Source organism: Phaeodactylibacter sp., assembly GCF_040219495.1.
GTDB lineage: Bacteria > Bacteroidota > Bacteroidia > Chitinophagales > Saprospiraceae > Phaeodactylibacter.
Map to the genome: position 1 here is coordinate 116,438 of NZ_JAVJSK010000155.1, position 24,401 is coordinate 140,838.

Here is a 24,401-nt window from a genome sequence, read left to right on the forward strand (position 1 = left end):
GGCAAATGATTGTTCATGCTCAAGGCAATCCTCACACATATATCAAAGCTTTTTTGTATTTTTTCGGTAAATAACCCCAGCAGCATGCGCCCAACAACCATTACAGAGGTCCTTAATGCGCTGGACCGCATTATCAATACCTCTATTGCCAATAACGACCCCGCAGGGCTTTTCGCTTTTATTTACCGGCGGACCACCGATCAGGTGCAACGCGCCATTGCCCACAAATCCTTTGAAGATGGGCTGCGCATGGAGCGGTTTGATGTAGCCTTTGCCAATCTCTACCTCGATGCCTACGAAAACTGGCGGCAAGGTGCGCCAACAGCCCAGTGCTGGGCTACCGCTTTTGAAGGCACCCATGCACCCCTGGCTATCATTCAACATATTTTGCTGGGTATGAATGCCCACATCAACTATGACCTGGCGATCGCAGCCAGCAGTTTGATGAAAGGCCAGCCGCTGCTCCCATTAAAAAGTGATTTCACAAAGGTCAACGATATCCTGGCCAGCCTTGTAAACGAATTACAGGACCGGCTAAGCCGGGTCTCTCCTTTGTTTTTCCTCCTCGACTGGCTGGGCAAAGACCAGGATGAGTCAGTCATCAACTTTAGCATGTCCAAAGCCCGTGCCTTTTCCTGGGAGCTGTCTTGTGAGCTTTGGCGGCTTGAGGGTGCAGCCTACGATGCCCGCCTTCAGCAAGCAGACCAGGTTGTTCATCAGCTGGGTGCCTGGGTTGCACAGCCGCCCGGGTGGGTACTGCGCAATGGGCTGCGGCTCGTACAGACCTTTGAGTCTCCGAATGTTGGTGATATCATCGAAGCCCTGCGCCGGTAGGCTCGAATTGCTTTTAACAATCCGAATGTTTATGTCAAAGCCATTACGTATTGCTGCGCTCATCCATCAGGGTATGGAAATCCTCGACTTTGCAGGGCCCATTGAGGTATTCACAAATGCCGGGTGGGAGGTATTCATCGTAGCTCGAGATAAAAGCCCGGTAGTCAGTCAGGGGGTCGTACAAATCTTGCCGCAGTACGATATTACCGACTGCCCGACGGTGGACATACTCGCCACTTTTGGTGGCAACTCTGAAGCAGCTGTACAACAAACCGATGTCCTTCATTGGATACAACGCAGGGCGCAGGAGTGCCAGGTGTTATTCAGCGTATGCACCGGCGTTTTTTACTACGCTGCTGCCGGGCTTTTGGCGGGGCATAAAGCGACCACCTTCCACGGTGAAACAGACCGGCTGCGTCGCGAAGCCCCTCAGACGGAGGTCCTGACCGGCGTCAAGTACGTGGACTCCGGCAAAATCGTCAGTGCTGCAGGCGTGTCTTCCGGCATTGATGGAGCGCTTTACCTGGTAGGACGGCTACAGGGCAAGGCGGCAGCCGACAAGATTGCCCGGTATATTGAATATGGCCAGTGGCATTCCTCAAATAGAGCAGGGTAAAAGCGCTCTTTTGATCTAAAAAAGCTGAGCGACGTCTAATCAAAAAATTGCTGGTTTTCGACTCGAAGACCAAAATCACGACACGCGCTAAGTAGACTTGATGCGTCGGGTCAGTGTAGTGAGGAAAATGAGCTATTTTCAACCACGCGTCCCGGTAATTACCGGTATTTTAGGAGCTTAGCCCGAGCCAAGTGGCTGAAAAAAGGTATCAAGTCTAGTACCCAAAAGTTACCAGCTGGAAGGCGAAGCCTGATTCAGCCCCTGCCTACTCCGCCGCCGCTTCTACCGCATTCCAAACCCGCCATACGTTCTTGTAGCAAATCTTTTCGATGTCAGATTCGGAATAACCGCGCTTCAGAAGTTCGTAAATCAGATTAGGGTACTGGGATACGTCTTTAAGGCCGGTGGGCAGGGTATCCCCTACTCCATCGTAATCGGACCCAAAGCCCACATAGTCTACGCCTGCAAGGCTCACCACATGATCGATATGGTCGGCCACTGTTTTCACATCCGCCATGAGGACTTCATTATCTTCCTGGAATTGGTCAATCACGGGCTTAGCAGCTTCATCTTCGTAGCTCAGGCCTTTCTCCTCCAGCAGCTTCGTCAGTTCCGCCCGCTTTTCATCCATTCGTTTTTGCACCTCCCCATCGAGGAAAGTGGAGCCGAAGTTGATTTGTATCACCCCTCTGTTTTCTGCCAGGCGGCGGATCATATCGTCGTTCATATTGCGCTCAAAGCCCGGGGTGAACTTCCGGCAGGAGGAGTGAGAGGCAATACAGGGCACCTCAGTAAGGGCCATCACCTGCCAGAAGGTGCTGTCGGAGACGTGGGAGATATCGACCATGATACCCACCCGGTTCATTTCCCGGACTACCTGTTCCCCAAAGGGGCTCAGCCCATTCCAGGTACCGGTGGTATCGTAGGAGGAGTCGCAGATGTGGTTGTCTTTGCTATGGGTAAGGGTAATATAGCGGATACCGCGGTCGTGCCAGTACTGCACATTCTCCAGCTTACGCTCAATCGGCGAGCCATTTTCCATGCCCATAGGCAGGGAAATGAGGCCTTTTTTAAAGTTCGCTTCAGCGGCGGCGGGAGAATGGGCCAGCGCAAACTTGTCAGGATGGGCTTCTGTGATGCCTGTGACCATATCAATGAGGGAGTCAGCCAGGGCTTTGGCCCCATTATCCTCCCGGGAAGCCGGGATAAAAATCGACATAAACGGGGCATCAAGACCGCCGGCCTTGGCACGTACGTAGTCGAAATCCCCTTTGTCCGTTTCTACCGGGATTCCAAGATATTCACGCTCCAGGCGGAAGTTTTGTACCCGCAAACGATAAGGCAAATCGACGTGCCCATCTGTGATGATAAATTGGTGGGCCAGTTTATCCGCTTTTTTGCGCAGCGCATCGCCCGTTTGGGCAGGAATCAGCGTCAGGCTAAACCCCCAAAAAGACAGTAGCAACAGAAATCGGTTCATAAATGATGGATTAATTGTAGCAGGAAGATAAAAGGCCTGCACTATTATTTATAATAAAATCGTTATTTTGCCTTCGTCAATGCATAGACAAGAAGCCGTGACACCACAATCAGGTCCTCATGAATGTAGCCAAACTTATTACAATTCTGATAAGCTTTTTTCTGTTCCCTGCCCTGAGCCAGGCACAAAATCGCCCTTCCTACTGCGATGAAATCCCGGTGATGTACGATAAAGGGGCGTCTTCCAAACCAGCTTTGCCCAGGTTCGAAACCACCCCCGTGACCCAGTACAAAGTGCAGGTGGCGATCCTAAAATTCACCCACCCCAGAGATTATCCTTTCCACAAGTATCTCGTGGCCCGATACCGGCCTTGCGAGCAGGTTTGGGTAGTGGAAACCAAGGAATGCTTCCGTACCCGGCAGGAAGCCGAAGATATGCGCAGCGAGCTCAAAGACCTGGGCTATAGCGGGGCCTATCTTGTGGAGGTGCTCGCTTATGACTAAGAGGGTGTTGAGATTACAGCCTTCTAAAATGAGGTACGCCGTTGTACCGGTGGCTCACTGGAAAACAAGTTGTCTCCCCCGCCGATATTAAAAGAAACCGACAGGTAAAACAGGCGGCTGTCGACGTTTTCGTAGGGCATCACATTCACACCGTTTACCCGCTCCGTGTAGTCCTGATTCAGGAAGTCGAGCAAGTAATACTTAAACTGAAGGTTGATACCGCCCGGAAACTGCAGCCCTCCAAATACCGAAGGCATCAGCAGGTTGGTACGGTCACTAAACCATTCATTGTATTTGTCTTCTTTGTCGTCATCAATGAAGAGTTTCTCTTTGTAGTTGAACAACAGTTCCAGTTCTGCTCCGGCGTACACAAAAGCGTTGCGGTCAAAGTTGCCGATCTTAAAAGCTGCAGGTATCCCCAGTGTGTAAGCCCGGCGCTTGATCTTCACATCGTCCCCTGCCTCGATCTGATCGGCAAACTCTTCAATAGATATTCCATCGTCTTCTGTGATAAACCCAATATTCCGGATACCATAGCCGGTATACAGCCCAAAGTTATTGCCGAAATCAAAATGCCATTTCTGGCCTACATGGAAAAAGCCCGAGAAGCGAAGAATGCCAGAGGCATCTGCACCATCTACATCAACATTAGCGAAAGAAAAAATAAATTCGCCTCCGTTGGTGGAGTAAATCTCTACAGATTGTGCAGTAGAATCCTGGGAAAAACCCTTAAGTGTGATGAGCAAAAGGGCAAGAGCAAACAAGTATTTCATGCGTAGTGAATTTTAGACCACCAAGTTAAGCATTAGGAACGGACGGGACAACTGCCGGCCTTCCAGGTATGCCAGATTTTGGCTCTAACTCAACAACTGATAGGCCAGCAAGCCGCTCAGGTAAGCCAGCCCCGTCATGAAAGCAAACTGAATAGCCGGCCACTTCCAGCTTTTGGTTTCCCGTTTGACCACCGCGACGGTACTCATGCACTGCATGGCAAACACGTAAAACAGCAATAAGGACAAAGCTGTCGCGGTATTGTAGACCGGTGCTCCGGTCAGTGGGTTGCGCTCCTGTGCCATGCGCTCCCGCACCGTGAATTCATCACTCGCCGAGCCGATGCTATAGATCGTTGCCATCGTGCCCACAAACACTTCGCGGGCCGCAAAGGAAGTAATCAGCGCAATGCCAATTTTCCAGTCATAGCCGAGCGGACGGATGACCGGCTCCACGGCTTTACCGATATGCCCGGCAAAGGAAGCTTCGATTTTTCGGGAGGCAATAAGATCATCCCGCTCGGCCGCCTCCATTTGGAGCTGTTCGGCCGATGACCGGGCGCTGGCTTCTGCTGCAGCCATCTCGCCCGGCGGGCCGTAGCTGGCCAGAAACCAGAGCACGATAGAAACGCCCAAAATAACCTTACCGGCTTCTACCACAAACGACTGCACTTTTTCCCAAACGGTAAGCACCACGTTGCGGGCAACCGGCACTCTGTATTCCGGCATTTCGAGCATCAGGAAGCTGCGTTCGCGGGTTTTGAGGATGAGCTTAAACACATAAGCCGCGCCGAGCGCACTCACAATACCTAACAAATACAAGCCCATGAAAGCCAGTCCCTGCAGATTGAAAATGCCCAGCACCACCTTCGGCGGCACGACAAAGCCCACCAGCACGGTATACACCGGAATACGGGCCGAGCAACTGATAAATGGCGTAACCAAAATGGTGATCAGCCGCTCTTTCCAGTTGCCAATTGTACGGGTGCTCATAATGGCCGGAATGGCACAGGCACCACCGGAAACCAGGGCGACAATACTGCGCCCGTTCAGCCCGAAGGACTGCATCACCTGATCAAACATGAACGCTGCGCGGGCCATATAACCCACCTCTTCCAGAATGGCAATCAGCAAAAAAAGTATGGCGATTTGTGGGATAAACACCAGCACACCTCCCAGCCCGGCAATAATGCCATCGGTGAGCAAGTCGGTAAACCAACCGGCAGGAAGCGTACTGCGGACTTGATCGCCCACAAAGGTAAAGAAGGCCTCAATCCAGTCCATAGGCGTACCCGCCCAGGCAAAAATGGCCTGAAAAACCAGCAGCATCAGCCCAAAAAAGATCAGTGGCCCAAAAACACGGTGCGTGAGCACAGCATCGAGCCGCTCGGTCATCCCTCTACCCTGACTCTCCGGGGCTTTAAGCGCCTTTTTCACGACGGGCGTAAACCGGTCAAAGCGCTGCATCGTCTCGTCGACCTGCGAACGTAGCGATACGAATTCGTGCTGCTCGGCAATATCTTTCACGAGGCCACGCTGTGCATCTGACAAAAAAGGCAGCCACTCATAATGATGAGCAACCAGCAGCCCCTGATAGGTATTGGCCCCCGGCACAATCGCTCTGGCAGCATGAGCCACAGCCATTTCCTGCTCGCTCATCGTAAAAAATGGTTGCGTTGTGGCGTACGCCCCCGGCTGGGCAATCACGGCTTCAAGGAGCACTTTCAGGTCATTAATACCTGCCCCCGTGCGGCCACTCAGCATGACCACCGGTACGCCGAGGCGCTTACTCAAAAGCCCCAATGAAACCTCCAGCCCCTGCTGCTCCGCAACATCCGCCATGTTAAGGGCCAGGATGAGCGGCAGCCCGAGATCCCGCAACTGCGTTAGCAGCAACAGGTGCTTTTCCAGTTTGGTCACGTCAGCCACATAGACTACCGCATCCGGGTAATTCTCATCATTGGGATTGGAAAGCGACTGCACGACGATGCGCTCGTCGATAGAAGTAGGGTAAAAGCTGTACGTCCCTGGAAAGTCAATGATACTGACCTCCTGCCCGCTCTGCAGCGCGAACTTGCCTATTTTCTTATCAACAGTAATGCCCGGGAAGTTGCCCACCTTCTGCCGTAAACCTGTCAGCTGATTGAAAAGCGATGATTTGCCGCAGTTGGGATTCCCCAACAGGGCTACTGTAAAAGTCTTTGTCATTGGGAAAGGATGCCTGATTACTTCAACACAATACTCGCTGCCTCTGCTTTGCGTAGCCCCAGCAAAAAGTTGTCCACCTTCACATAGCAACCGCCACCGAATGGGGCCTTCCGGATATACTCAATTTTGCTACCTGGCAATACCCCCATCGCCATTAGCTTACTGCCAATGCGCTCATTGGAAAAATGGGAGACTTCGCCTTTCAAGCCCGGTTTGGCTTGGTTGAGTTCGTTTTGCTGCCCTACTGTTGCTACCACGCCCTTTCTTTTTATTTAATCCAAATAATAGAACACAAAAGTAACACCAAATTAAAAGGTCAGATCAGCGAGTGTAGTGATAATTATCACTTCAGCACCAAAAATACCTAATAGCGGTGGGCTTTATACCTAACGCTAGGTACAAACAGCCTCAGCCTTGTAGTTTTCAGGAGCTTTGGCCCGGTGTAGCGCTTTGTGAAATATGAAATAAAGCGTGGAGCCAAGCCAGTAAGCATTGTAAGACTTCGGAGAAGTTATACCTTTTAAACCTTAGCAACACCACAGGAGGTCGACTTCGGAGAAGTCGCATGTTATCCCCAGCCACAGGATATGCCCTTTCTGCTCATCTATAAACACCCAGCTTTTCAAACTTGACAAAGCACTAGTGGCTCAAGTTCTAAGTCTCTGATAATTAAGCCGCCGGAATTTTGTTCGCTGAAGAAGCCTGGAAACGTAGGCGTAGCCGAAGCTACGGCGAGGCTTTCAGGTTACATCAGCGGGCAAAAGGGCAAGGCTTGGATCTAGGACTTGAGCCACTAGTTATCCGAAAACCGGAAGTCTTCCACCCCAATCTTCAACGGGATGCACTGATCGCAAGCGCACAACCGGCATTTGTAAGAAGCAATGATCTCGGCAATCTTCTGATTTCGGCACACCCGCGCCGGCACACGCAGGAGCACAGCGGGGTCCTCAATGCTCACATAGACCAGATTCACGATAAACAACCCATCCCGTTCCACCACTTCGGTATGAACGGTGGTGAATTCAGGCATCAGGTCTTCCGGGCGGTCCGGTAGCGCTGCGAGCCGTTCCTCCTCGTATTGCGCCTCAATGAAGTCATTGATCAGTGCACTGTACCCTATTCCTTTTTCTTTGTCCATAGCCTTTCATAAGTTTTATTGGCAGCAAGTATTCGCCTGCTATCGCAATCATGCTTTCCTTACTGACAACGCGAAAATGGCAAAAGTTTTATTTAGACTACGTCCAGATAATAGATTTTAACCAAAAAATACCTAATAGACTTGATGCCGGCGTCTTCGCCCCCCGGGTTGGGCTTTGTGCAACGGGCAGTTACTGTCTATCGCGGAGCACCAAGCCTTATTTTCCATCCTGGGGACCACCTACGGGGGCTGCAGTCTGAAAAATCGCTGGAAACCACTCCGGAGATTACCATTCAGAACAAATTTGCTGCCGTTCAGAACATTCTGGGCTAGTTTCTGCCTTTTTCTTCCGGATATTAATACTTTTATTTTTTGAAGCGTGCTATTTATCCTAACTAATGACCCTGTTAACCGCATCGTGCCGTCTAACGGAGTAATTTATTTGGTTTAGCGCTAAGTGCTTGGACATAATTAAGTTCCTTTTTTGACCGAGCAGATTTTTTGCTCCAGACGAGGCGAAAAAAGTAGACGACACCGTAGTGTCGGCGAGGCTTTTTAACGAAGTATGGACAAAAAAGATGCCGTCATAAAAAGTGTAAGTTAAATGTGTCCAAGCACTTACTATTGATTTAAACTTCCCCCACTTGGTTTACTTCCTCTTTTTACCATCGCCGCTGTTGGCGAAACCGATTTGTTAAACTCATTTTTTCGCTACCGCAATACGTACCCGCGGTAGCCTTAATCCGTATTCCTAAAAACAAACGACTATGCCTCACGCTACTCCCTTTCACGCTCGCTGCTCAGCGCTGCTTTTTTATGTCGCTTTATTGCTGGCCGCTGTGACGGTACCCGCCTACGGACAAGTTCAACTCGTCAATTCAATCGGGGCGGAATTCGTTGATGAGGATGGCACGCTGGTCCTCCCCTCCGTCACCGTTCCTGCGAACACGGATGATGCCTATGTATTCGTTTTCCTGGCTTATGATGTAAATAGCGCCCCCCCTCCATCGCTTACTGGTACAGCATCTTATGGAGCTAATACTGCTGCGATGACTTCGTATGGAGAATCGCAAGGTTCTTGGGGGTCCGCTTACGTCGGCTTTCCACTTGGTGATGTCGGTGCTGCCCAAACTTTCCCGATCAATATCGATTACTCCCGGAATTTAATCGCTCCGCGGGAGGTGGTCCGAATATTGATTTTTTCGGGAGTTGATCAGTCCAGCCCACTGATTACTCCGCCTGTTTTTACACCTGCCTTTGACTTCTTTAATATATTTGATTCATTTCCATTTACGTCCGCTATCGATAACGTCGCTGATGGTTCGGTGGTAGTCAATCCCGTTTGGGCCGCATTTGAAAACGCAGCCGGTGAAATTACCATCGCCAGTTCCAGTCTCACCCCCGTAAGCTCCACTACCAACTTCGCCACTAGCGCCTCCGGGGCCCAAATGGGTTTAGGGATGTCCGTGTTCAACATCATGGCACCTAATGATGCACTAACGGTTGATTATACCTTCAGTGAGCTTACGTTTTCCGATTTCCAGTCGATGATCACCATTTCTCCGGCCGATCCTTGCGACGGCGATAGCGAAGCCCCAACCGCCATCTGCCTGGGCGAAGCCGTGGACGTACAGGTCGAGACAGCCCTGTTCCCGGGATCTACTGATTCACCATTCGATCTAGGCGGTAGTATTTTCGCGGCGCAAACCTTTCAGGCGACCGCGACGGGGCTCCTTTCCCGGATCGATGTGGAGATCTTCAGCACGACTACACCCGGAACGATTACCCTTAATCTCTACAAGCCGACCGGCACCTTCGATCCCAGCGCCCCGGAAACATTGCAGGCAACGGCCACTTTTGCCAATGTAGATGTGAATGGAGCGGCCGTTCCCTTTATATTCGACGCCCCGGTCGCGATCGATGCCGGAACCTCCTATGCCCTATTCCTGTCCTCCACGGGAAACCATCGCATCCAAACGGCGGCCCTTGGCGTCGGCGGCCCCTATGCCGGTGGCACGCTCTACTATAAGTTCGGGGCTGTTAACAATTGGGAGACGCCGATCAACGATCTTAATTTCACCACCTACATCCTGAGCCCCGGTGCCACGAGCCGGCACCTGGCCCTGGACGTCGGCGGCAACGCCAGCCTGACCACCGCCGACCTGGACGGGGGCAGCTCCGATGCCTGCGGCGGGGTGACGCTCGAACTCAGCACTACCGCCTTTAGCTGTAGCGATATCGGTGCCCCTGTACCGGTCACGCTGACGGTAACGGACCAGGCGACCCTGACCGCGGAGTGTACGGTGGACGTGACGGTGGTCGATCCAGCGGATAGCTGCGTTCCCAACCAACCGCCCACAGCCGTTTGCAAAAATGTCACCGTGAACACCAATACCGATTGCCAGGGCATTGCGGTAGCTGCCGATTTCAATAATGGTTCCAGTGATCCGGATCTGGATATGCTTACCTTTAGCGTGGCTCCTTCGGGGCCTTATGAGTTAGGGACAACGGATGTCGTGCTCACCGTCAGTGATGGTCAAGCGAGTAGCCCATGTAATGCTAAGATCACCGTGGAGGACAACGTAGCACCCATGGCCCTGTGCACGAATTTGACCGTACAACTGAATGCGGCCGGGAACAGCACCATCACCGTGGCGGACGTCGACTCTGGATCCAGCGACGCCTGTGGGATCGCGAGTACTTCTTTGTCCCAATCCAGCTTTGGCTGCGCGGACGTAGGCCCCATTGCCGTGACCCTCACCGTGACCGATAATAACGATAATCCGGCCACTTGTACGTCCTCCGTTACGATTGAAGACAACGTCGTACCCACGGCCCTGTGCCAAAATGTGACCGTACAACTCGATGCAGACGGTAACGGCTCGACCACCGCCGCGGCGGTAGACAATGGGTCTAACGATGCCTGCGGGATCGCCTCCACTTCCTTATCCCAAACCAGCTTTGACTGCACTGAGACAGGCCCCAATCCCGTAACGCTCACCGTGACCGACAACAACGGCAATTCGGCCACTTGTACGGCTACCGTCACCGTGGAGGATGATATCGACCCTACCGCTCTATGCCTCAGCCCTACAGTCCAAATACAGGCTGACGGCACTTACACCCTGCAGGAGGGCGATGTCTACGATGCGGCCAACAGCAGCGACAACTGCGGTATTATTTCCGTAGACTTCCCCGCTACAATCTACGATTGCCAGGATGTTGGGATGGTTTTCCCTGTGGAGGTAACGGTAAGCGATCAGAGTGGAAGAACCGGTAACTGCATCGCTGACGTAACCGTGTCAGTCGGCAATACCCTGCCCGCGGAGTGGTCGGCTAACGATATCGGCAATCCGGGCAGCGGCAGCGACTATAGTTTCGACCCCTGCGCAGCCAACGGGGGCGGGTTTACGATCACTTCCGGGGGCTACAACCTCCTCCCGAATACTGCTGACGAAATGGCTTTCGCTGCCCTGCCCCTCTGCGGCAACGGCGGCATACAAGCCCGGATCGAAAGCGTAAGTGGTGGCTATGCCGGGCTGATGATCCGGGAGAGCAGCGCCCCCGGTGCCAAGATGACCGCAATCTATACCAACCTGACCAACTTACTGCGGCGCGAGACCCGCTACACGACGAACGGTGCCCGCAGCTCTGGCAACAGCTTTGCGGCTTTCCCGACTATGCTCCGCCTGGTGCGGCAGGGCAACTGGATCCGGGGGTTCTACAAAAATAGCAGTCAGTGGATTCTCTTCCATCAGGTGTACCTGCCTATGGAGCAGTGCGTGGAAATGGGCCTCGCGGTCTTCACGATTGACCCCAACGGCCAGGCTACAGCTACTTTTGGCAACGTCAATTCGACGTCGAACTTAGTGATACCGACGACCGGGGGAGATACCACACCTGCCGCCCTGTCGGCATTACAGCGTGCCAAAGTATCTCCTAACCCTACAAGTGGTGCTTTCACTCTCGATTTTGAACGCCCCCTGCAGGTAGAAGCCACTGCGGTACTGCGCAACGAGCTCGGGCAGGCGATACAACAGCTACAGCTGCCCGCCGGCACGATCAACCACAACTGGGACAGCAGTAATCTGCCCAGAGGCTTGTATTTCCTGGAATTTCGCGGTGCGCAGGGCTACCGGGAGGTGCTTAAGATCGTGCGGCAGTAGGGTGGTCGGGGACAAGGTTAAGGTTGAGCCCATGCGGGGCCTGCTGGCGGGAGCAATAGCTTGCTATTCCCACCAGGAAGCCATCGCGCAGGCGCTCAACCTTGACCTCAACCTTTACCGGGCTTACCAGCTTACCCGTCATTTGATACTTGACAAACGCTAGTCCGAAAAACACGGCGTGTTTTACGCTTAAGGCCCATGGCTTTCCCGAGCTTTTACGATCAGGCACTTACGCATCCATCCACTAGTGATGCTAAGTGCCTGCCCGTTTTTAAGAACTTGTTGGGATTTCTTCCTTAACTTGCCACTATTAACAGCCATTATTCACCTCCACATTTGCACCACTTATGAAATACCTTCTCTTGCTCTTCCCAATCCTGCTCCTGACCTCTTGCAGTACAGACACCAGCGGCGACACCCAGCTCACCGGCGAATGGCAGGGCGTAAGCTGGATGGTCAACGAGCAGCCCTCCAACCGGGATGCCAGTCAGGTAACTTTTGAGTTTCAGCCCGATGGGACCTACAGCGCTTCCTTCGGTACGCAGGCCGAAGCCGGCAGCTACCGGGTAGAGGCCGATAAACTCTACACGCATGCTGAAGGGCAGGCCGAAAAGATGGTGGAGGTTGCCTTATCGGGCACCGACACGTTGCGCATGGACATGAACCGGGCGGGTACGCCGGAGGTATTGGTGTTGGTGAAACGTTAGTGGCGCCAGTGAGTTTTGAAGCTTGAATGGACTTGATGCGTTGGGCATAATTTAAAGATAACGCTTGTACAGCAGGCTTACCCGTTTGGCAATAGCCTCACGCAGGCTTGTTGGTGCCAGTACTTCCACTGATTCCCCAAAGGACAATAGCTGGTTTTCTAACTCGATATTGTGAACGAGCTGGTAGGCAAAAGTCAGGCTGCCATCGTCTGCCCGGGCATGAATGCGCTGAGAATGGTGCAAAGGCTTGGTTTCGATATAACGTGCCTGCTGCGGAGTGGCGCTCAGCAGCACCTGAATAGGGTGCGCTCCTTCCGGTACTGACACACCGATTACAGCGGCAAAAAACTGTTCAGGATGGAAAGCCGGGTCTCCTCTGAACTCGTCCAATAAATAAACCTCAGCCTGTTGGATGCGGTCAAAGGCATACGTCCTGATGCGGTACTCCTGATGGTCATAGGCAAATAAAAACCACCGGTTGTTGTACTCCTTAACCAAATGTGGGCTTACGATACGACGGGAACGGTAACCCTCCGGCACTTTAAAAGGGTGGTACTCCAGCAACAAACAACGCTGATCGCGACAGGCCCGGTATAGCAAATCGAGCCACTCCCGCCCCTTGCTGATCATATTGTCTTCCAGTTGCAGCACTTCGGGCTCCGAGGATGGCCGTACCCTCAATGCCTCTGATACTTTGGCGACCACCCGCTCTACGCCCTGTACCTGAGGGAAACCCCGAAACTGCCGGAGTAAACTCATGGCTTCACGCAGGGCTTCCACATCCGCTGTGCCCAATGGCATTTTGGTAATGGAAAAGCCCAGGTCGCTGTAAGCGTAGCCTCCTATTCTGGGATACCATTGGATAGGCGCCCGGTACCCCAGTACGCCACTCCTCATATTCTGAATATCCATCTTGATGGTATCCCGGGCAGGAGCAGCCCGGTCCCCACCTTCGTATTCACGCAGCTCCTCCCCGCAAGCTGCTGCCAGCTCCTTCCAGGTCCAGTAGCGTTTGTTGCGCCGGGTCAGGCACCGGTCAATTGTCCGGTAGCGGATCATAGCGTGCCGATTCGTTGCCATGTTGATGCTTTGGTTCTCGTTTCGGTCATTAAGAGCGTGTTGGGGCTTTAGTAATCGGCCTGTCCCGGTGCACCGGGACACTTTTTTGCTTATACTTCGTCCCGAAAATCCTTCCCGGAAACTGCGGGACACGCTATCTAACTCAGGCTAAACTCCAGTTTTCGCACCTAGTATAACCAAAAAATTGTTAGTTCTCGACTAGAAGACAAAAGTCCCAACACGCTCTAACATAACACTTTTTCTACAGACCATTGCACCCCGCGTAGGTAGAGTACGCAGGCCGGTGGTAGGTTTGCCGAAAACAAAGAGATATGCGTATCATTTACTCTGCTTTTATGCTGCTTTCTCTGCTGCTGATGGCTTCCTGTGCCCCTTCTATTGATGGCTCCAGCGAGGAAAAACCGGAAGTCCTCCGAATAGATGGGCCAGACGGGGAAGCCCTCTATTCAACCCTGGAGTTCGGAGCAGAAGAGACGGAACGGCTCCATACCCTTCTGGAAAACTACCCCGAATTTCAACAGTAATCTTTGCGTATGTAACACGCAATTTCCTACGGCTGCCGGCATTGTGCTGGCAGCTACTTTATTATCTTAACGGTTCAAACACGATCCAAACCTATGACCCCACAATTGAGTTTCTCAGAGGCTTTCGTGCAGGAACAGGTCATCAATTACCTAAAACAGTATTACGAAAGCCGAAGCAGTAATGGAATAGTTTATGCCGGATCAGAAGCCTTTACTCAAAATAAAGCCTTCCGGGCCGATGGTCTGATCGTTTTCCATCAGCGACCCTCCAAAATAGTTACGGCCTCTCTGGAAGTCAAACGCGACCTGGGCAAAGGGGACCTCAATAAGTCCATTGACTATGGCCAGGCCCGTACCACTGCTTATATAGTTTCTTGCCTGATCGGATTATTCGCCTCCATATTGCTCTTCAAATTGTGGAGGCCTCTGCTCCTGGAACCACTGTGGTATATAGCCCACGTGCTAACAACTGCCACTCTTGCTTACATTTTCTACCAAATACTAAAGCAAAAGAAACTCTTCTTCACTCAACGAATCAGAGCCCTGCAACAGCTGGCTAATTATCCTGCCAATGAGCGCTGGCTTGCGTTTGCCTATGATAGCCGGATTCACTCGAGGGATAAACTAAAGCAGGTTATCCTTGCCTGTAGGCAGGAAGGTGCAGGCTTAATCGTGATGCGCCCTGATAAAAACTGGCGGATCGAAAAGGAGGTCGAACCCCGGTACAACAACAGCCCCGGAAAACAAATCCTAAAAAAATACCTGGAAGAGAGCAGCATTGCTCAGCATATCCAATCCAAAAAGCACCGGCCAATATGGTGGTTCCGTAAAACACCTGCTCAGAAAAAATACTATTCCAGAATAATGCTATCCGTCACCCTGGTTTTCCTGCTTTTCTTATTTGTACTCGGTGCCCAGAAAGGAAGCCGATATAATCATTCCAGTGCAGTCATCCCCGAAATTGCATCTACTGAAACCCTACAAAACGCACCCACACCCAAAGGTAATTCAGGGGAGCCCGCTCCTACGCCACCCACAATAACAGCCGATACCACCTGCAACCTGCCCACACAAGGATACCTGATCATTGAAGGTCAGTTTCAATCCGGTGCTGAAGCCAGCCAACGCGCTACTGACCTTGAAAGCCTCCGACTGGCTGAATGCCGACCACTATGGCTACCTTGTACTGGTGCGGAAGCATCAATATGGACGGTTCAGATCGGTTCGCCTGTCCATGACAAATCGGAAGCCAGGAGGCAATTGGATTACCACGTAAAAAATCTGAGCCGCGCCGGTGCTTACCGTCAGCCACCAAAGATTATTCTATTGCACTAGCATACCCAGCGCCGACAGCTTGCTGTTGCTCCCTGGAAAGTAACTCGGGCAGCCTAAACCTTGACCTGAACCTCAACCTCAACCTCAATCTCCCCCCATTTCCCAAAATTCCCTATCTTCCCTCCCAAACCAAAACACCGCGCATGCTCACCGGACAACTCCGCAACGAAGTCGACAAACTCTGGGAAACCTTCTGGACCGGAGGCATCACCAACCCGCTCACCGTCATCGAGCAGATCACCTACCTGCTCTTCCTGCGCCGGCTCGACCAACAGCAGCTGCTCAAGGAAAAACAGGCGAGCGAACTCGATATGCCCGTCACCGACCCCATCTACCCGGAAGCCGCCACGCCCCTGCGCTGGAGTAGCTTCAAAAACCTGGACCCGGAGGCTATGATCGACCGCTTTACCCGAGGCATTACGCTCAACGGGGAGCAGACCAATGTCTTTGACTACATGAAGCGCCTGGCCCCGGAGGATACGGCTTTCGCCAACCACATGAAGGGCGCCACCTTTATGATCTCCACGCCCCGCCTGCTCGACCGGGCGGTGCAGCTCATCGACAAGCTCGATATGGACGACCGCGATACCAAGGGCGACCTGTACGAGTACCTGCTGTCTAAGATCGCTTCAGCCGGGCAAAACGGTCAGTTCCGCACGCCCCGCCACATCATACAGCTGATGGTGGACATGACCCTGCCCACGCCTACCGATACCATCTGTGACCCCTCGGCGGGCACCTGCGGCTTCCTCGTGGCATCCGATGAGTACCTGCGGCGGGCGCACAAAGACGAATTTTACAAAAAGGAATTCCGCGCCCACTACAACAGCGCCATGTTCAACGGGCTGGAATTCGACAGCAGCATGATGCGCATAGGCGCGATGAACCTGATGCTGCACGGCATAGAGCGCCCCAATCTGCTGCACGTGGACGCCCTGAGCGAGGAGAATGCCGGCATTACCGACCGCTACAGCCTGATGCTCGCCAATCCGCCCTTCAAGGGCAGCCTCGACTACGACTTTGTGGAGCCCAGCCTGCTGAAGGTGGCCAAGACCAAAAAGACCGAGCTGCTCTTCCTGGCCCTCATGCTGCGGATGCTCCGGCCGGGCGGGCGCGCCGCCGTGATTGTGCCCGACGGGGTGCTCTTTGGCTCGAGCCGCGCCCACAAAGCCATACGGGAAGCCATTGTGGAGGAGCACCAACTACAGGGCGTGATCAGCATGCCCTCCGGCGTCTTCAAGCCCTACGCCGGGGTCAGCACCGCTATTCTATTCTTCACCAAGACCAACTCCGGGGGCACGGACCAGGTCTGGTTTTACGATATGCAGGCCGACGGCTACAGCCTGGACGACAAGCGCAGCGAACTGGGCCGCCGCCTGCCCGAGCAGCCCGAAAAACTGGCCGGTGACGAGCACCTCAGTACCCTCACCGACCCCCACGGGCAGGTATTGGAGTACCGGGTGCAAAAGCACAGTGAGAACAACATCCCCGACATCCTGCACCGCTGGCATCAGCCCGAAGGTGAAACGGAGCGCCCCCGCACCGCCCAATCCTTCTACGTGCCCGTGCAGGAGATCCGCGACAACGCCTACGACCTCAGCATCAACCGCTACAAGGAGATCGAGTACGAAGCCGTGGAATACGACCCGCCGCAGGAACTGCTGGCCCGCATCCGTACAATGGAGGTCGAGCGCGCACAACTGATGCAGGAACTGGAGGACATGCTGGATTAGGCCAGCATCCGCGCCCATTAGTGCCAAAAATTTGTGAACATCTGTGGACCAAAACAACAACGATATGAAATGGGAAAGCGTGGAACCGAGAGAGGCTGGTAAGATAACAGAAGGCTACGCTCGACTAAAACCGCATCCCCCCTCATCCGCGCCCATTTGTGCCAAAAATTCGTGAACATCTGTGGACCAAAACAACAGCAACATGAAATGGGAAAGGGTGGAATTGGGAGAGGTTTGTGATTTCCAAGGAGGAAGCCAACCACCAAAAAAGGAATGGGTAGCTACTCCTCAGAACGGTTATATCAGAATGCTCCAAATACGAGACTTTACTCAAGGAAAAGAGGATCATATTGCCTTTGTTCGAGACTCTGATCGGCTAAAAAAATGTAATAATGACGATATCTTGATTGGCAGGTATGGTGCGTCAATAGGGAAAATACTTAAAGGACTGAGCGGTGCATATAATGTTGCCATGATCAAAACGATACCAAATGAGAAAGAGCTAAACAAAGATTTTCTATACTACTATCTTGTAAGTCCATTTTTCCAATCTTTTATAAATGGAGTAGGTACAAGAGCTGCTCAAGCTGGATTCAACAAAGGCGATATTAGTCAAGCTCAAATCCCCCTACCCCCCCTCCCCGAGCAGCGCCGCCTGGCCGCCCGCCTCGACAAGGCCGATGCGCTGCGGCAAAAGAGCCGGGCGGTGGTGGAGACGTATGCGGAGCTGGGGCGGTCGGTGTTTTTGGAGGTGTTTGGGGATGACAAGTTAGTACAATTCAAAAAGACTAAACTTAGCGAAGTTGCTGATGTGGTTTCTGGAGTAGCCAAAGGAAAAAAATACAAAGAAACTGACCTGATTGAAATACCCTATATGCGAGTTGCTAATGTTCAAGATGGATACCTTGATCTGGAAGAAATAAAAAATTTGAAAGTTCCACAAAAGGAAATCGATAGGTATTTACTTGAAAAGGGCGATGTCCTGCTTACAGAGGGTGGCGACCCGGACAAACTTGGAAGAGGGCACGTCTGGAACCAAGAAGTATCTCCATGCATTCACCAAAACCATATTTACAGAGTTAGGCTAAACCAGACCAAACTCTTGCCCATATTTTTTAGCGCTTACGTAGGCAGTAAATATGGGAAAAAGTATTTTCTACGCGCGGCAAAACAAACCACTGGTATAGCTACGATCAACTTGACGCAGCTGCGAAATTTCCCAACTATTCTCCCGCCCCTCCCCCTCCAAACCCGTTTTGCGGCCATGGTGGCGAACATCGAGGCACAGCGGCGGTTGGCGGAGCGGCAGTTGGAGGCGGCGGAGGCGGTGTTTGGTGGGGTGTTGCAGGGGACTTTTGAAGGGTAAAGGTTAAAGTGGGAAAGGTTAAAGTGGGCAAGGTTAAAGGGTAAAGTGGGCAAGGTTAAAGGGTAAAGCTTTCAAGGTAAAAGTGGGGCGGGGAACCAAGCGTATGGGCAGCAGGTTGAAAAAGAGGCTACTGCTGGCATTATTACCGATAAAGCTATATATTGAAATGGTCAATCAGAAAAGCATGAATATCTCACAGATCATTACGATTGCACCGGACATCCAAAGTGGGGAGCCGGTATTTACGCACACCCGGGTGCCGGTCAAAAATCTGTTTGACTATCTGAAGGCAGGCGATACGCTGGAGGAGTTTTTACATGATTCCCCTTCCGTGAAAAAAGAACAGGTGGTGGAGTTGCTTGCTTTTTTATAAATTTGTAGAGGCACCAACCAAAAAAATGAGCAAGATAAAGATCAGGGCTTTTGGCCCGATAAAAGAAGGCTTAACGGAGGAGGAGTACCTTGACATTGGCAAGATAAGCTTATTTTTGGGCAATCAGGCTACTGGCAAGAGCAGCGTAGCCAAGCTAATTTCTACCTGTACTTGGGTTGAAAAGAGCCTGTTCCGGGGGCAGTTAAAGGTCAATGAACTGGAAAAGCCCGGGCATTTCGTCAATAAGCACTGCGCCTACCAGGGGATAAAAAACTATTTCCGGGCGGAGACAGAAGTAGAGTTCATTGGAGCCTACTTTCGGTTCCATTATGCGAACGGGCAACTTAAAGCAGAAGCGGTATCGGATGGGGCGGATTATCAGCCTCCCAAAATTATGTACGTACCCGCTGAGCGCAACTTCCTGAGTGTGGTGGAGCGCCCGGAGAGAATACAGGATCTTCCTTCGCCAATCTATACCTTTCTGGATGAATTTGAGCGGGCTAAAACCGCACTAGGTGGAACCCTGGAATTGCCAGTAAATGATGTCACTTTTGAATTTCGTACACAGGGTCGGGAGTCTTTTATCAAAGGAGAGGGGTTCAGGCTAAAACTACATGAGGCATCGAGTGGAATCCAATCTTTACTCCCCCTTTATCTGGTATCTCGAAACCTGGCTTACTCAGTAGCCATAGAACGGGTGGACTCTAATAGCGGAGCACACGGAATGAGTCTGGAACAAACACATCAACTCAAAGAGGAAATCGACAAAATCCTCAACAACCCCAATTTGACGGAAGAGGTACGCTCAGCAGCATTGGAGCGATTATCTATGAGCTATCGCAATACCTGCTTTGTAAACATTGTTGAAGAAATTGAACAGAACCTGTTTCCAACCTCACAGCGCAGTTTGCTGAATGAGCTGCTTCAGTTCAATAATCTGACTTCTTGCAATCAGCTTTTGCTTACTACGCATAGCCCCTACATTTTAAATTATCTTACCATTGCTATTAAGGGCGGCCAGCTTTTGCATAAATCTTATGAAATGGGAGATGCCCCGTCAATTAAAGAAAAAATAGCTGTAATCGTTCCGGTAGAATCCTGCATAAAGCCCGGAGAAGCAATTGTGTATGAATTTCTTGAAGATGGGAGCATCCGCCGATTGCCTGATTTTGAGGGGCTGCCCTCAGATGAGAATTACCTCAACCAGTTCCTGTTTGATACGAACCAGCTTTTTGATGAGCTGCTGGAGATAGAAGAAGCACTGGTATGATCAACTTTTTTGATGAAGATTGTACCGAAGAGACCGCAGCCTCCCTTTTTGGTTTGTGTGATGAAGAAAGTGGCAGACCAGCTTATATTGACACTAAAAATCAAGACACCTGGATAGCTGAAGTTATCAATAAAGAGAAGAAAACGGTTGAATTCGTCGCGGTAGATAACTGTATCGAAGTACTTGAAGAAAACGGTGATATGGCAAAACGCTGTGATGGCTTACTGGTATACGAACAAAACCTTGTTTTTGTCGAACTGAAGCGCATCCGAAAAAACTGGGTAAAGGATGGTATTGAACAATTGAAGACAACCATCGCCCACTTCAAAGCGAATAATGATGATGGGGCTGATTTTTCTCGTAAAAGAGCCTTTCTGACCAATAGTAAATACCCTCAATTTAAGTATTCTCACAAACAAGAGATGCAGTCATTTTTCAACGAAACAGGTTTTCGCTTGAGCATTGTCAATAAAATTAATGTATAGCCTCATATCTGTTTTTTATGCGCTTCTTTTTTCTTTTTCTGCGCTGCCTTTTTATCCTTCATCTTCATAACCAGACAACGCTAAAGGTTTAGGAAAAAGGTCCTCAAAATTGCCCAGGAATGGTATAGCGCCATACTTCCCCTTGATGTAATTGCGCTCGTAGCTTTCATTTTCCCGGCTTTTATTCTGCAACCCATTAAATTTACTTATATTCCCAGTTCAACAGCAGGACATCTATGGACTCCAACTTCCAATTCCTCCGTGAGGGCTGGCCCGAAGTATTCCAAAACGCACAGCAGGCCGAAGCCCACGGCATCACCGCGCCCGTCACCTCTGTCTTCTACAGCCGCCTGACCCTGGAGCTGATGGTCAACTGGCTGTACGAAAATGACGGGGAGCTGGAAGCGCCTTATGATACGGCCCTGTCTTCCCGTATGTACGAGCGGACCTTCCGGGAGATTTTGCCACCGAGCATGTACAAAGAGCTGCACATCATTCGCAAAGAGGGTAATAATGCCGTGCATACCGGCAAAACCTCTCAGTACAAAGCGCTGGCGATGCTTAAGTACCTGCACCGCTTCCTGGGCTGGTGCGCACGCCTGTACAGTGAAGAGCGGCCGGAGGTACCGACATTCGAAGACCACTTTATCCCCGCCAAAGGTACGGCAGAGAAAAGTAAGGCACAGTTGGAGCGCATGCAACAGCAGGTGGAGGAACGGGTGGAAGAGCTGCAAAAGGAACGCCGCCGCCGCCTGCAGGCCGAAGAGGAAGCCGCCCGCCTGAAAGCGCAGCTGGAAGCCCTGCAGGCCATCAAATCCCAGAATAAAGCTGCGGGCAACGTACTACCTCCACCGCCAATGAGCGAAAAGGAAACCCGGGAAATCTTCATCGATGTGTTGCTCCGGGAAGCCGGCTGGGATATTGATGCACCGAATGTGCGGGAGTACCCGGTAGAGGGCCTGCCCGTGGCGGCCAACAAAACCGGGCGGGGCAATGCCGACTATGTCCTCTGGGGGCAAAATGGCAAACCCCTGGCAGTTATCGAAGCCAAGCGCACGAGCAAGGAGGCCTATCAGGGGCAGCATCAGGCGGAGCTTTATGCAGACTGCCTGGAGCGCATGCACGGGCAGCGCCCCATCATCTTTTTCACCAATGGCTACGAAAACTGGATTTGGGATGACACCTTCTACAGTGCCCGTGAAGTTTCCGGTTTTCTGAGCCGGGACGAATTGCAACTGCTCATTGACCGGCGGCAAAGCCGGCAGGATATCCGCAAGCTCAGGCCCAATACTGAAATTGCCGGGCGCCACTATCAGATGGAAGGCATTCAGCGCGTCATGGAAACCTATGCGAAGGAAGCCGATGGACAATTACGTGGCGGCAAACGCTCTGCCCTGATCGTAATGGCGACCGGAGCGGGCAAAACCCGGACGGCCGCCGCTATTGTGGAGCTACTTTCCAAAGCCAACTGGGTCAAACGGGTACTCTTCCTGGCTGACCGCAGTGCGCTGGTCAAACAGGCGAAGAAAGCCTTCAAACAGCACACGCCTCATCTCAGCGCCATCGACCTTACGCAGGAAAAGGAAGAAACGGACACCCGTCTTGTTTTCTCCACCTACCCTACGATGATGAACCGTATAGATGGTACCCGCAGTGGAGATACCCGCCTGTTTACGCCCGGCCACTTCGACCTGATTATCGTGGACGAGGCACACCGCTCGGTCTACCAGAAATACAATGCCATCTTTGAATACTTCGACGCTCTGCTGCTGGGCCTGACCGCCACGCCCAAAGATCAGTCAGATAAAGACACCTATGAGCTGTTCGACTGCGAGCTGCGCAACCCCACCTTCTCCTACGATATAGAGGAAGCCGTCCGCGATGGCTATCTGGTGCCGCCCCGGGGCGAAAAGGTCAACCTCGGATTTGTCCGCCGGGGCATCCACTACAATGATCTTTCCGAAGAAGAGCAGGCCGAATACGAATCCACTTTCCGGGATGAGGCAGGGGAAGTCCCGGAGCACATCGACGCTTCCGCCATCAACAGCTGGCTGTACAACCATGATACCATTGATAAAGTCATTGACCACCTCATGCAGAAGGGGCAGCGGGTAGCCGGTGGGGACAAGATGGGCAAGAGTATCATTTTCGCCAAGAACCACAAACACGCCAAGCTCATCGAGCAGCGGTTTGACAAACTGTACCCACAGTACGGCAGCAAATTTTGCCGGGTGATCGACAATTACGACCGCTTTGCGCAGCAGCTTATCGAAGACCTCTCGGACATCAACAAGTACCCGCAAATTGCCGTTTCGGTGGATATGCTCGATACCGGCATCGACATCCCCGAGCTGCTCAACCTGGTCTTTTTCAAGCCAGTCTACTCCCGCGCCAAGTACTGGCAGATGGTGGGCCGCGGTACCCGTCTTTGCCCCGACCTGTTTGCGCCCGGCGAGGACAAGGCGTTTTTCTACATTTTCGACTTTTGTGGCAACCTGGAGTTCTTTGAGCACAATCCGGACGGGCTGCAAACCAAAGTGCCGCTGCGCCTCTCCCACCGCATTTTCCAGGCCCGCTTGCAACTGGCACAGCTGATCAAACAGCAGGACCCTGCCGACACTTTCCGGCAGGAACAACTTGACTTTTGCCATAGTGCCGTCAGTGCCCTCTTTGCGCAACGGGACCACTTCCGCATACAGATGAAGCTGGGCGAAATCGACCCACTGCGTGACCGCGCCCAATGGAATGAACTGGGCAACAGCGAGATTGAGCAGATTACCGACTCTCTTGGCCCGTTGATCGAGCTGGACGATCCGGACGAAGCCGCCAAGCGCTTTGACCTGCTGATGCATGAGCTTTATGCCCTGCGCATTAGTGGCGATGAGGCACAGGAACCCTACCTGCGCAAAATACAGCGCCTGGCCGGTCAGTTGGCCGGCATGCACAATATCCCTGCCATACAAAAGGCTATGCCCCACATTCAGCGGGCGCAGGATGCTGCTTTTTTGCAGGAAGCCACGCTGCCGGAGCTGGAAAGCATACGCAAAGCCCTGCGCGGGCTGCTGCACATCATCCCCCGGCGGGAAAGAAAAGTGTACGAAACTAATTTTAAAGACAGAATCGACGGGACGGAGGCGGCAGAAGTGCTGCGGGGTATCGAGCCGATGGACAACTACCGGCAGCGTGTGGAACGCTACGTGCGGGAAAACCGGGAGCACATCGCCATCCAAAAACTCCGCACCAATCAGCCGATCACAGCCGCTGAGCTGCAAGAGCTGGAACGCCTTTTGTTTGAAGAAGACGCCGTAGCCCGGGAAGCCCTCGAAAAGGAGCTGGGCGACCAACCACTCGGTACTTTCATCCGCAGCCTCGTGGGGCTCGACACCAAGGCTGCCAAGGAAGCTTTCGCGGATTTGCTCAACCAAAGCAGCCTGCGCGCCGATCAAATGACCTTCCTCAACCGCCTGATCGACTACCTGGCGGTCAACGGCACTATCCAAAAGCGCACGCTGGCGCACCCCCCCTTTACCGACCTGCACGACATGGGGATCTTCGGTATTTTTGACGATGAGCGACAGAGAGCAAAAATCATCAGAATCATCGATACAATCAACCGGAATGCGGAGGTAGGCTAGAAATTAAATCAAGCGCTCTGCGAATAAAACCTATTCCAGCGTTCTAGAATTTTTTTATTGCCTGCTATCTTGTATATTGACTAGAGAAAAGGGAAATTGCTCGTTGCACATGAGCACCGAAAGCAGCACTAAAATATGATCCGAATCTCTACCTCTACCCTTATTTTTGAAGCTAGTT

General features: G+C 52.2%; 21 protein-coding genes and 1 pseudogene. 15 read left to right on the plus strand and 7 right to left on the minus strand.

Annotated elements, in window-relative coordinates; genetic code table 11:
• Positions 1-84: 84 nt before the first annotated feature.
• The gene (locus tag RIC19_RS24760) at positions 85-834 is read left to right on the plus strand and encodes a DUF5995 family protein (RefSeq protein ID WP_350181077.1); all 750 of its coding nucleotides are present in this window, start codon (positions 85-87) and stop codon (positions 832-834) included.
• A gap of 31 nt (positions 835-865) precedes the next feature.
• Complete coding sequence (locus tag RIC19_RS24765) at positions 866-1,450, plus strand: DJ-1/PfpI family protein (protein ID WP_350181078.1); 585 nt, start codon at positions 866-868, stop codon at positions 1,448-1,450.
• Between the two features lie 265 nt (positions 1,451-1,715).
• Here the strand turns inward: RIC19_RS24765 and RIC19_RS24770 are convergent, their stop codons facing one another.
• Entirely contained in the window at positions 1,716-2,930 is a 1,215-nt protein-coding gene (locus tag RIC19_RS24770) for a dipeptidase (RefSeq protein ID WP_350181079.1), read from the minus strand.
• Between the two features lie 119 nt (positions 2,931-3,049).
• On the opposite strand from RIC19_RS24770, the gene RIC19_RS24775 reads away from it, so the two are divergent.
• Positions 3,050-3,433: a hypothetical protein gene (locus tag RIC19_RS24775; RefSeq protein WP_350181080.1), complete on the plus strand. Its 384-nt coding sequence runs from the start codon at positions 3,050-3,052 to the stop codon at positions 3,431-3,433.
• Between the two features lie 23 nt (positions 3,434-3,456).
• Here the strand turns inward: RIC19_RS24775 and RIC19_RS24780 are convergent, their stop codons facing one another.
• The 4 genes from RIC19_RS24780 to RIC19_RS24795 form a co-directional block, all read right to left on the minus strand.
• The gene (locus tag RIC19_RS24780) at positions 3,457-4,206 is read right to left on the minus strand and encodes a hypothetical protein (RefSeq protein WP_350181081.1); all 750 of its coding nucleotides are present in this window, start codon (positions 4,204-4,206) and stop codon (positions 3,457-3,459) included.
• 84 nt (positions 4,207-4,290) lie between these two features.
• Positions 4,291-6,411 carry a ferrous iron transport protein B gene (feoB, locus tag RIC19_RS24785; protein WP_350181082.1) on the minus strand — a complete coding sequence of 707 codons (2,121 nt, stop codon included), beginning with the start codon at positions 6,409-6,411 and terminating at the stop codon, positions 4,291-4,293.
• Between the two features lie 17 nt (positions 6,412-6,428).
• Positions 6,429-6,668, minus strand: coding sequence for a FeoA family protein (locus RIC19_RS24790; protein WP_350181083.1), 240 nt, complete (start codon positions 6,666-6,668; stop codon positions 6,429-6,431).
• A 536-nt stretch (positions 6,669-7,204) separates the two neighbouring features.
• Complete coding sequence (locus RIC19_RS24795) at positions 7,205-7,549, minus strand: hypothetical protein (RefSeq protein WP_350181084.1); 345 nt, start codon at positions 7,547-7,549, stop codon at positions 7,205-7,207.
• A 160-nt stretch (positions 7,550-7,709) separates the two neighbouring features.
• On the opposite strand from RIC19_RS24795, the pseudogene RIC19_RS24800 reads away from it, so the two are divergent.
• From RIC19_RS24800 to RIC19_RS24815, 4 genes and pseudogenes are all read left to right on the plus strand, one after another.
• A pseudogene (locus tag RIC19_RS24800) lies at positions 7,710-7,799 on the plus strand (tail fiber protein); the annotation flags it as partial.
• A gap of 517 nt (positions 7,800-8,316) precedes the next feature.
• Entirely contained in the window at positions 8,317-11,715 is a 3,399-nt protein-coding gene (locus RIC19_RS24805) for a T9SS type A sorting domain-containing protein (protein WP_350181085.1), read from the plus strand.
• A 31-nt stretch (positions 11,716-11,746) separates the two neighbouring features.
• Positions 11,747-11,878 (plus strand): hypothetical protein, encoded by a 132-nt coding sequence (locus tag RIC19_RS24810; protein WP_350181086.1) that lies wholly within the window; start codon positions 11,747-11,749, stop codon positions 11,876-11,878.
• 184 nt (positions 11,879-12,062) lie between these two features.
• Complete coding sequence (locus RIC19_RS24815; RefSeq protein WP_350181087.1) at positions 12,063-12,422, plus strand: lipocalin-like domain-containing protein; 360 nt, start codon at positions 12,063-12,065, stop codon at positions 12,420-12,422.
• A gap of 51 nt (positions 12,423-12,473) precedes the next feature.
• Here the strand turns inward: RIC19_RS24815 and RIC19_RS24820 are convergent, their stop codons facing one another.
• Positions 12,474-13,502, minus strand: a complete 1,029-nt coding sequence (locus RIC19_RS24820; RefSeq protein ID WP_350181088.1) for a helix-turn-helix transcriptional regulator — start codon at positions 13,500-13,502, stop codon at positions 12,474-12,476.
• Positions 13,503-13,813: 311 nt separating this feature from the next.
• Here RIC19_RS24820 and RIC19_RS24825 point away from each other — a divergent pair, with 311 nt between their 5' ends.
• From RIC19_RS24825 to RIC19_RS24855, 7 genes are all read left to right on the plus strand, one after another.
• Positions 13,814-14,026, plus strand: a complete 213-nt coding sequence (locus RIC19_RS24825; RefSeq protein ID WP_350181089.1) for a hypothetical protein — start codon at positions 13,814-13,816, stop codon at positions 14,024-14,026.
• 93 nt (positions 14,027-14,119) lie between these two features.
• Positions 14,120-15,361 (plus strand): hypothetical protein, encoded by a 1,242-nt coding sequence (locus RIC19_RS24830; RefSeq protein ID WP_350181090.1) that lies wholly within the window; start codon positions 14,120-14,122, stop codon positions 15,359-15,361.
• Positions 15,362-15,504: 143 nt separating this feature from the next.
• Positions 15,505-17,094, plus strand: a complete 1,590-nt coding sequence (locus RIC19_RS24835) for a type I restriction-modification system subunit M (protein WP_350181091.1) — start codon at positions 15,505-15,507, stop codon at positions 17,092-17,094.
• Positions 17,095-17,296: 202 nt separating this feature from the next.
• Positions 17,297-18,460 carry a restriction endonuclease subunit S gene (locus RIC19_RS24840; RefSeq protein ID WP_350181092.1) on the plus strand — a complete coding sequence of 388 codons (1,164 nt, stop codon included), beginning with the start codon at positions 17,297-17,299 and terminating at the stop codon, positions 18,458-18,460.
• Between the two features lie 166 nt (positions 18,461-18,626).
• On the plus strand, positions 18,627-18,833 hold the full coding sequence (locus tag RIC19_RS24845) for a DUF433 domain-containing protein (RefSeq protein WP_350181093.1): 207 nt from the start codon (positions 18,627-18,629) through the stop codon (positions 18,831-18,833).
• A gap of 25 nt (positions 18,834-18,858) precedes the next feature.
• Complete coding sequence (locus RIC19_RS24850; RefSeq protein WP_350181094.1) at positions 18,859-20,103, plus strand: AAA family ATPase; 1,245 nt, start codon at positions 18,859-18,861, stop codon at positions 20,101-20,103.
• Positions 20,100-20,588 carry a hypothetical protein gene (locus RIC19_RS24855; RefSeq protein WP_350181095.1) on the plus strand — a complete coding sequence of 163 codons (489 nt, stop codon included), beginning with the start codon at positions 20,100-20,102 and terminating at the stop codon, positions 20,586-20,588. The genes RIC19_RS24850 and RIC19_RS24855 overlap by 4 nt, the downstream gene beginning before the upstream one ends.
• Positions 20,589-20,639: 51 nt before the next feature.
• On the opposite strand, the gene RIC19_RS24860 is transcribed toward RIC19_RS24855, so the two are convergent.
• Positions 20,640-20,780 carry a hypothetical protein gene (locus RIC19_RS24860; RefSeq protein ID WP_350181096.1) on the minus strand — a complete coding sequence of 47 codons (141 nt, stop codon included), beginning with the start codon at positions 20,778-20,780 and terminating at the stop codon, positions 20,640-20,642.
• Positions 20,781-20,824: 44 nt separating this feature from the next.
• On the opposite strand from RIC19_RS24860, the gene RIC19_RS24865 reads away from it, so the two are divergent.
• Positions 20,825-24,223, plus strand: a complete 3,399-nt coding sequence (locus RIC19_RS24865) for a DEAD/DEAH box helicase family protein (RefSeq protein WP_350181097.1) — start codon at positions 20,825-20,827, stop codon at positions 24,221-24,223.
• Positions 24,224-24,401 lie beyond the last annotated feature (178 nt).

What these genes read in the sequence shown, in the direction of transcription:
- RIC19_RS24840 (WP_350181092.1), top strand. Translation starts at nt 17,297, where the DNA reads ATGAAATGGGAAAGGGTGGAATTGGGAGAGGTTTGTGATTTCCAAGGA.
- RIC19_RS24775 (WP_350181080.1), top strand. Translation starts at nt 3,050, where the DNA reads ATGAATGTAGCCAAACTTATTACAATTCTGATAAGCTTTTTTCTGTTC.
- RIC19_RS24850 (WP_350181094.1), top strand. Translation starts at nt 18,859, where the DNA reads ATGAGCAAGATAAAGATCAGGGCTTTTGGCCCGATAAAAGAAGGCTTA.
- RIC19_RS24765 (WP_350181078.1), top strand. Translation starts at nt 866, where the DNA reads ATGTCAAAGCCATTACGTATTGCTGCGCTCATCCATCAGGGTATGGAA.
- RIC19_RS24805 (WP_350181085.1), top strand. Translation starts at nt 8,317, where the DNA reads ATGCCTCACGCTACTCCCTTTCACGCTCGCTGCTCAGCGCTGCTTTTT.
- RIC19_RS24770 (WP_350181079.1), bottom strand. Translation starts at nt 2,930, where the DNA reads ATGAACCGATTTCTGTTGCTACTGTCTTTTTGGGGGTTTAGCCTGACG.
- RIC19_RS24835 (WP_350181091.1), top strand. Translation starts at nt 15,505, where the DNA reads ATGCTCACCGGACAACTCCGCAACGAAGTCGACAAACTCTGGGAAACC.
- RIC19_RS24815 (WP_350181087.1), top strand. Translation starts at nt 12,063, where the DNA reads ATGAAATACCTTCTCTTGCTCTTCCCAATCCTGCTCCTGACCTCTTGC.
- RIC19_RS24780 (WP_350181081.1), bottom strand. Translation starts at nt 4,206, where the DNA reads ATGAAATACTTGTTTGCTCTTGCCCTTTTGCTCATCACACTTAAGGGT.
- RIC19_RS24855 (WP_350181095.1), top strand. Translation starts at nt 20,100, where the DNA reads ATGATCAACTTTTTTGATGAAGATTGTACCGAAGAGACCGCAGCCTCC.
- RIC19_RS24820 (WP_350181088.1), bottom strand. Translation starts at nt 13,502, where the DNA reads ATGGCAACGAATCGGCACGCTATGATCCGCTACCGGACAATTGACCGG.
- RIC19_RS24810 (WP_350181086.1), top strand. Translation starts at nt 11,747, where the DNA reads ATGCGGGGCCTGCTGGCGGGAGCAATAGCTTGCTATTCCCACCAGGAA.
- RIC19_RS24795 (WP_350181084.1), bottom strand. Translation starts at nt 7,549, where the DNA reads ATGGACAAAGAAAAAGGAATAGGGTACAGTGCACTGATCAATGACTTC.
- RIC19_RS24830 (WP_350181090.1), top strand. Translation starts at nt 14,120, where the DNA reads ATGACCCCACAATTGAGTTTCTCAGAGGCTTTCGTGCAGGAACAGGTC.
- RIC19_RS24825 (WP_350181089.1), top strand. Translation starts at nt 13,814, where the DNA reads ATGCGTATCATTTACTCTGCTTTTATGCTGCTTTCTCTGCTGCTGATG.
- feoB (WP_350181082.1), bottom strand. Translation starts at nt 6,411, where the DNA reads ATGACAAAGACTTTTACAGTAGCCCTGTTGGGGAATCCCAACTGCGGC.
- RIC19_RS24845 (WP_350181093.1), top strand. Translation starts at nt 18,627, where the DNA reads ATGGTCAATCAGAAAAGCATGAATATCTCACAGATCATTACGATTGCA.
- RIC19_RS24760 (WP_350181077.1), top strand. Translation starts at nt 85, where the DNA reads ATGCGCCCAACAACCATTACAGAGGTCCTTAATGCGCTGGACCGCATT.
- RIC19_RS24865 (WP_350181097.1), top strand. Translation starts at nt 20,825, where the DNA reads ATGGACTCCAACTTCCAATTCCTCCGTGAGGGCTGGCCCGAAGTATTC.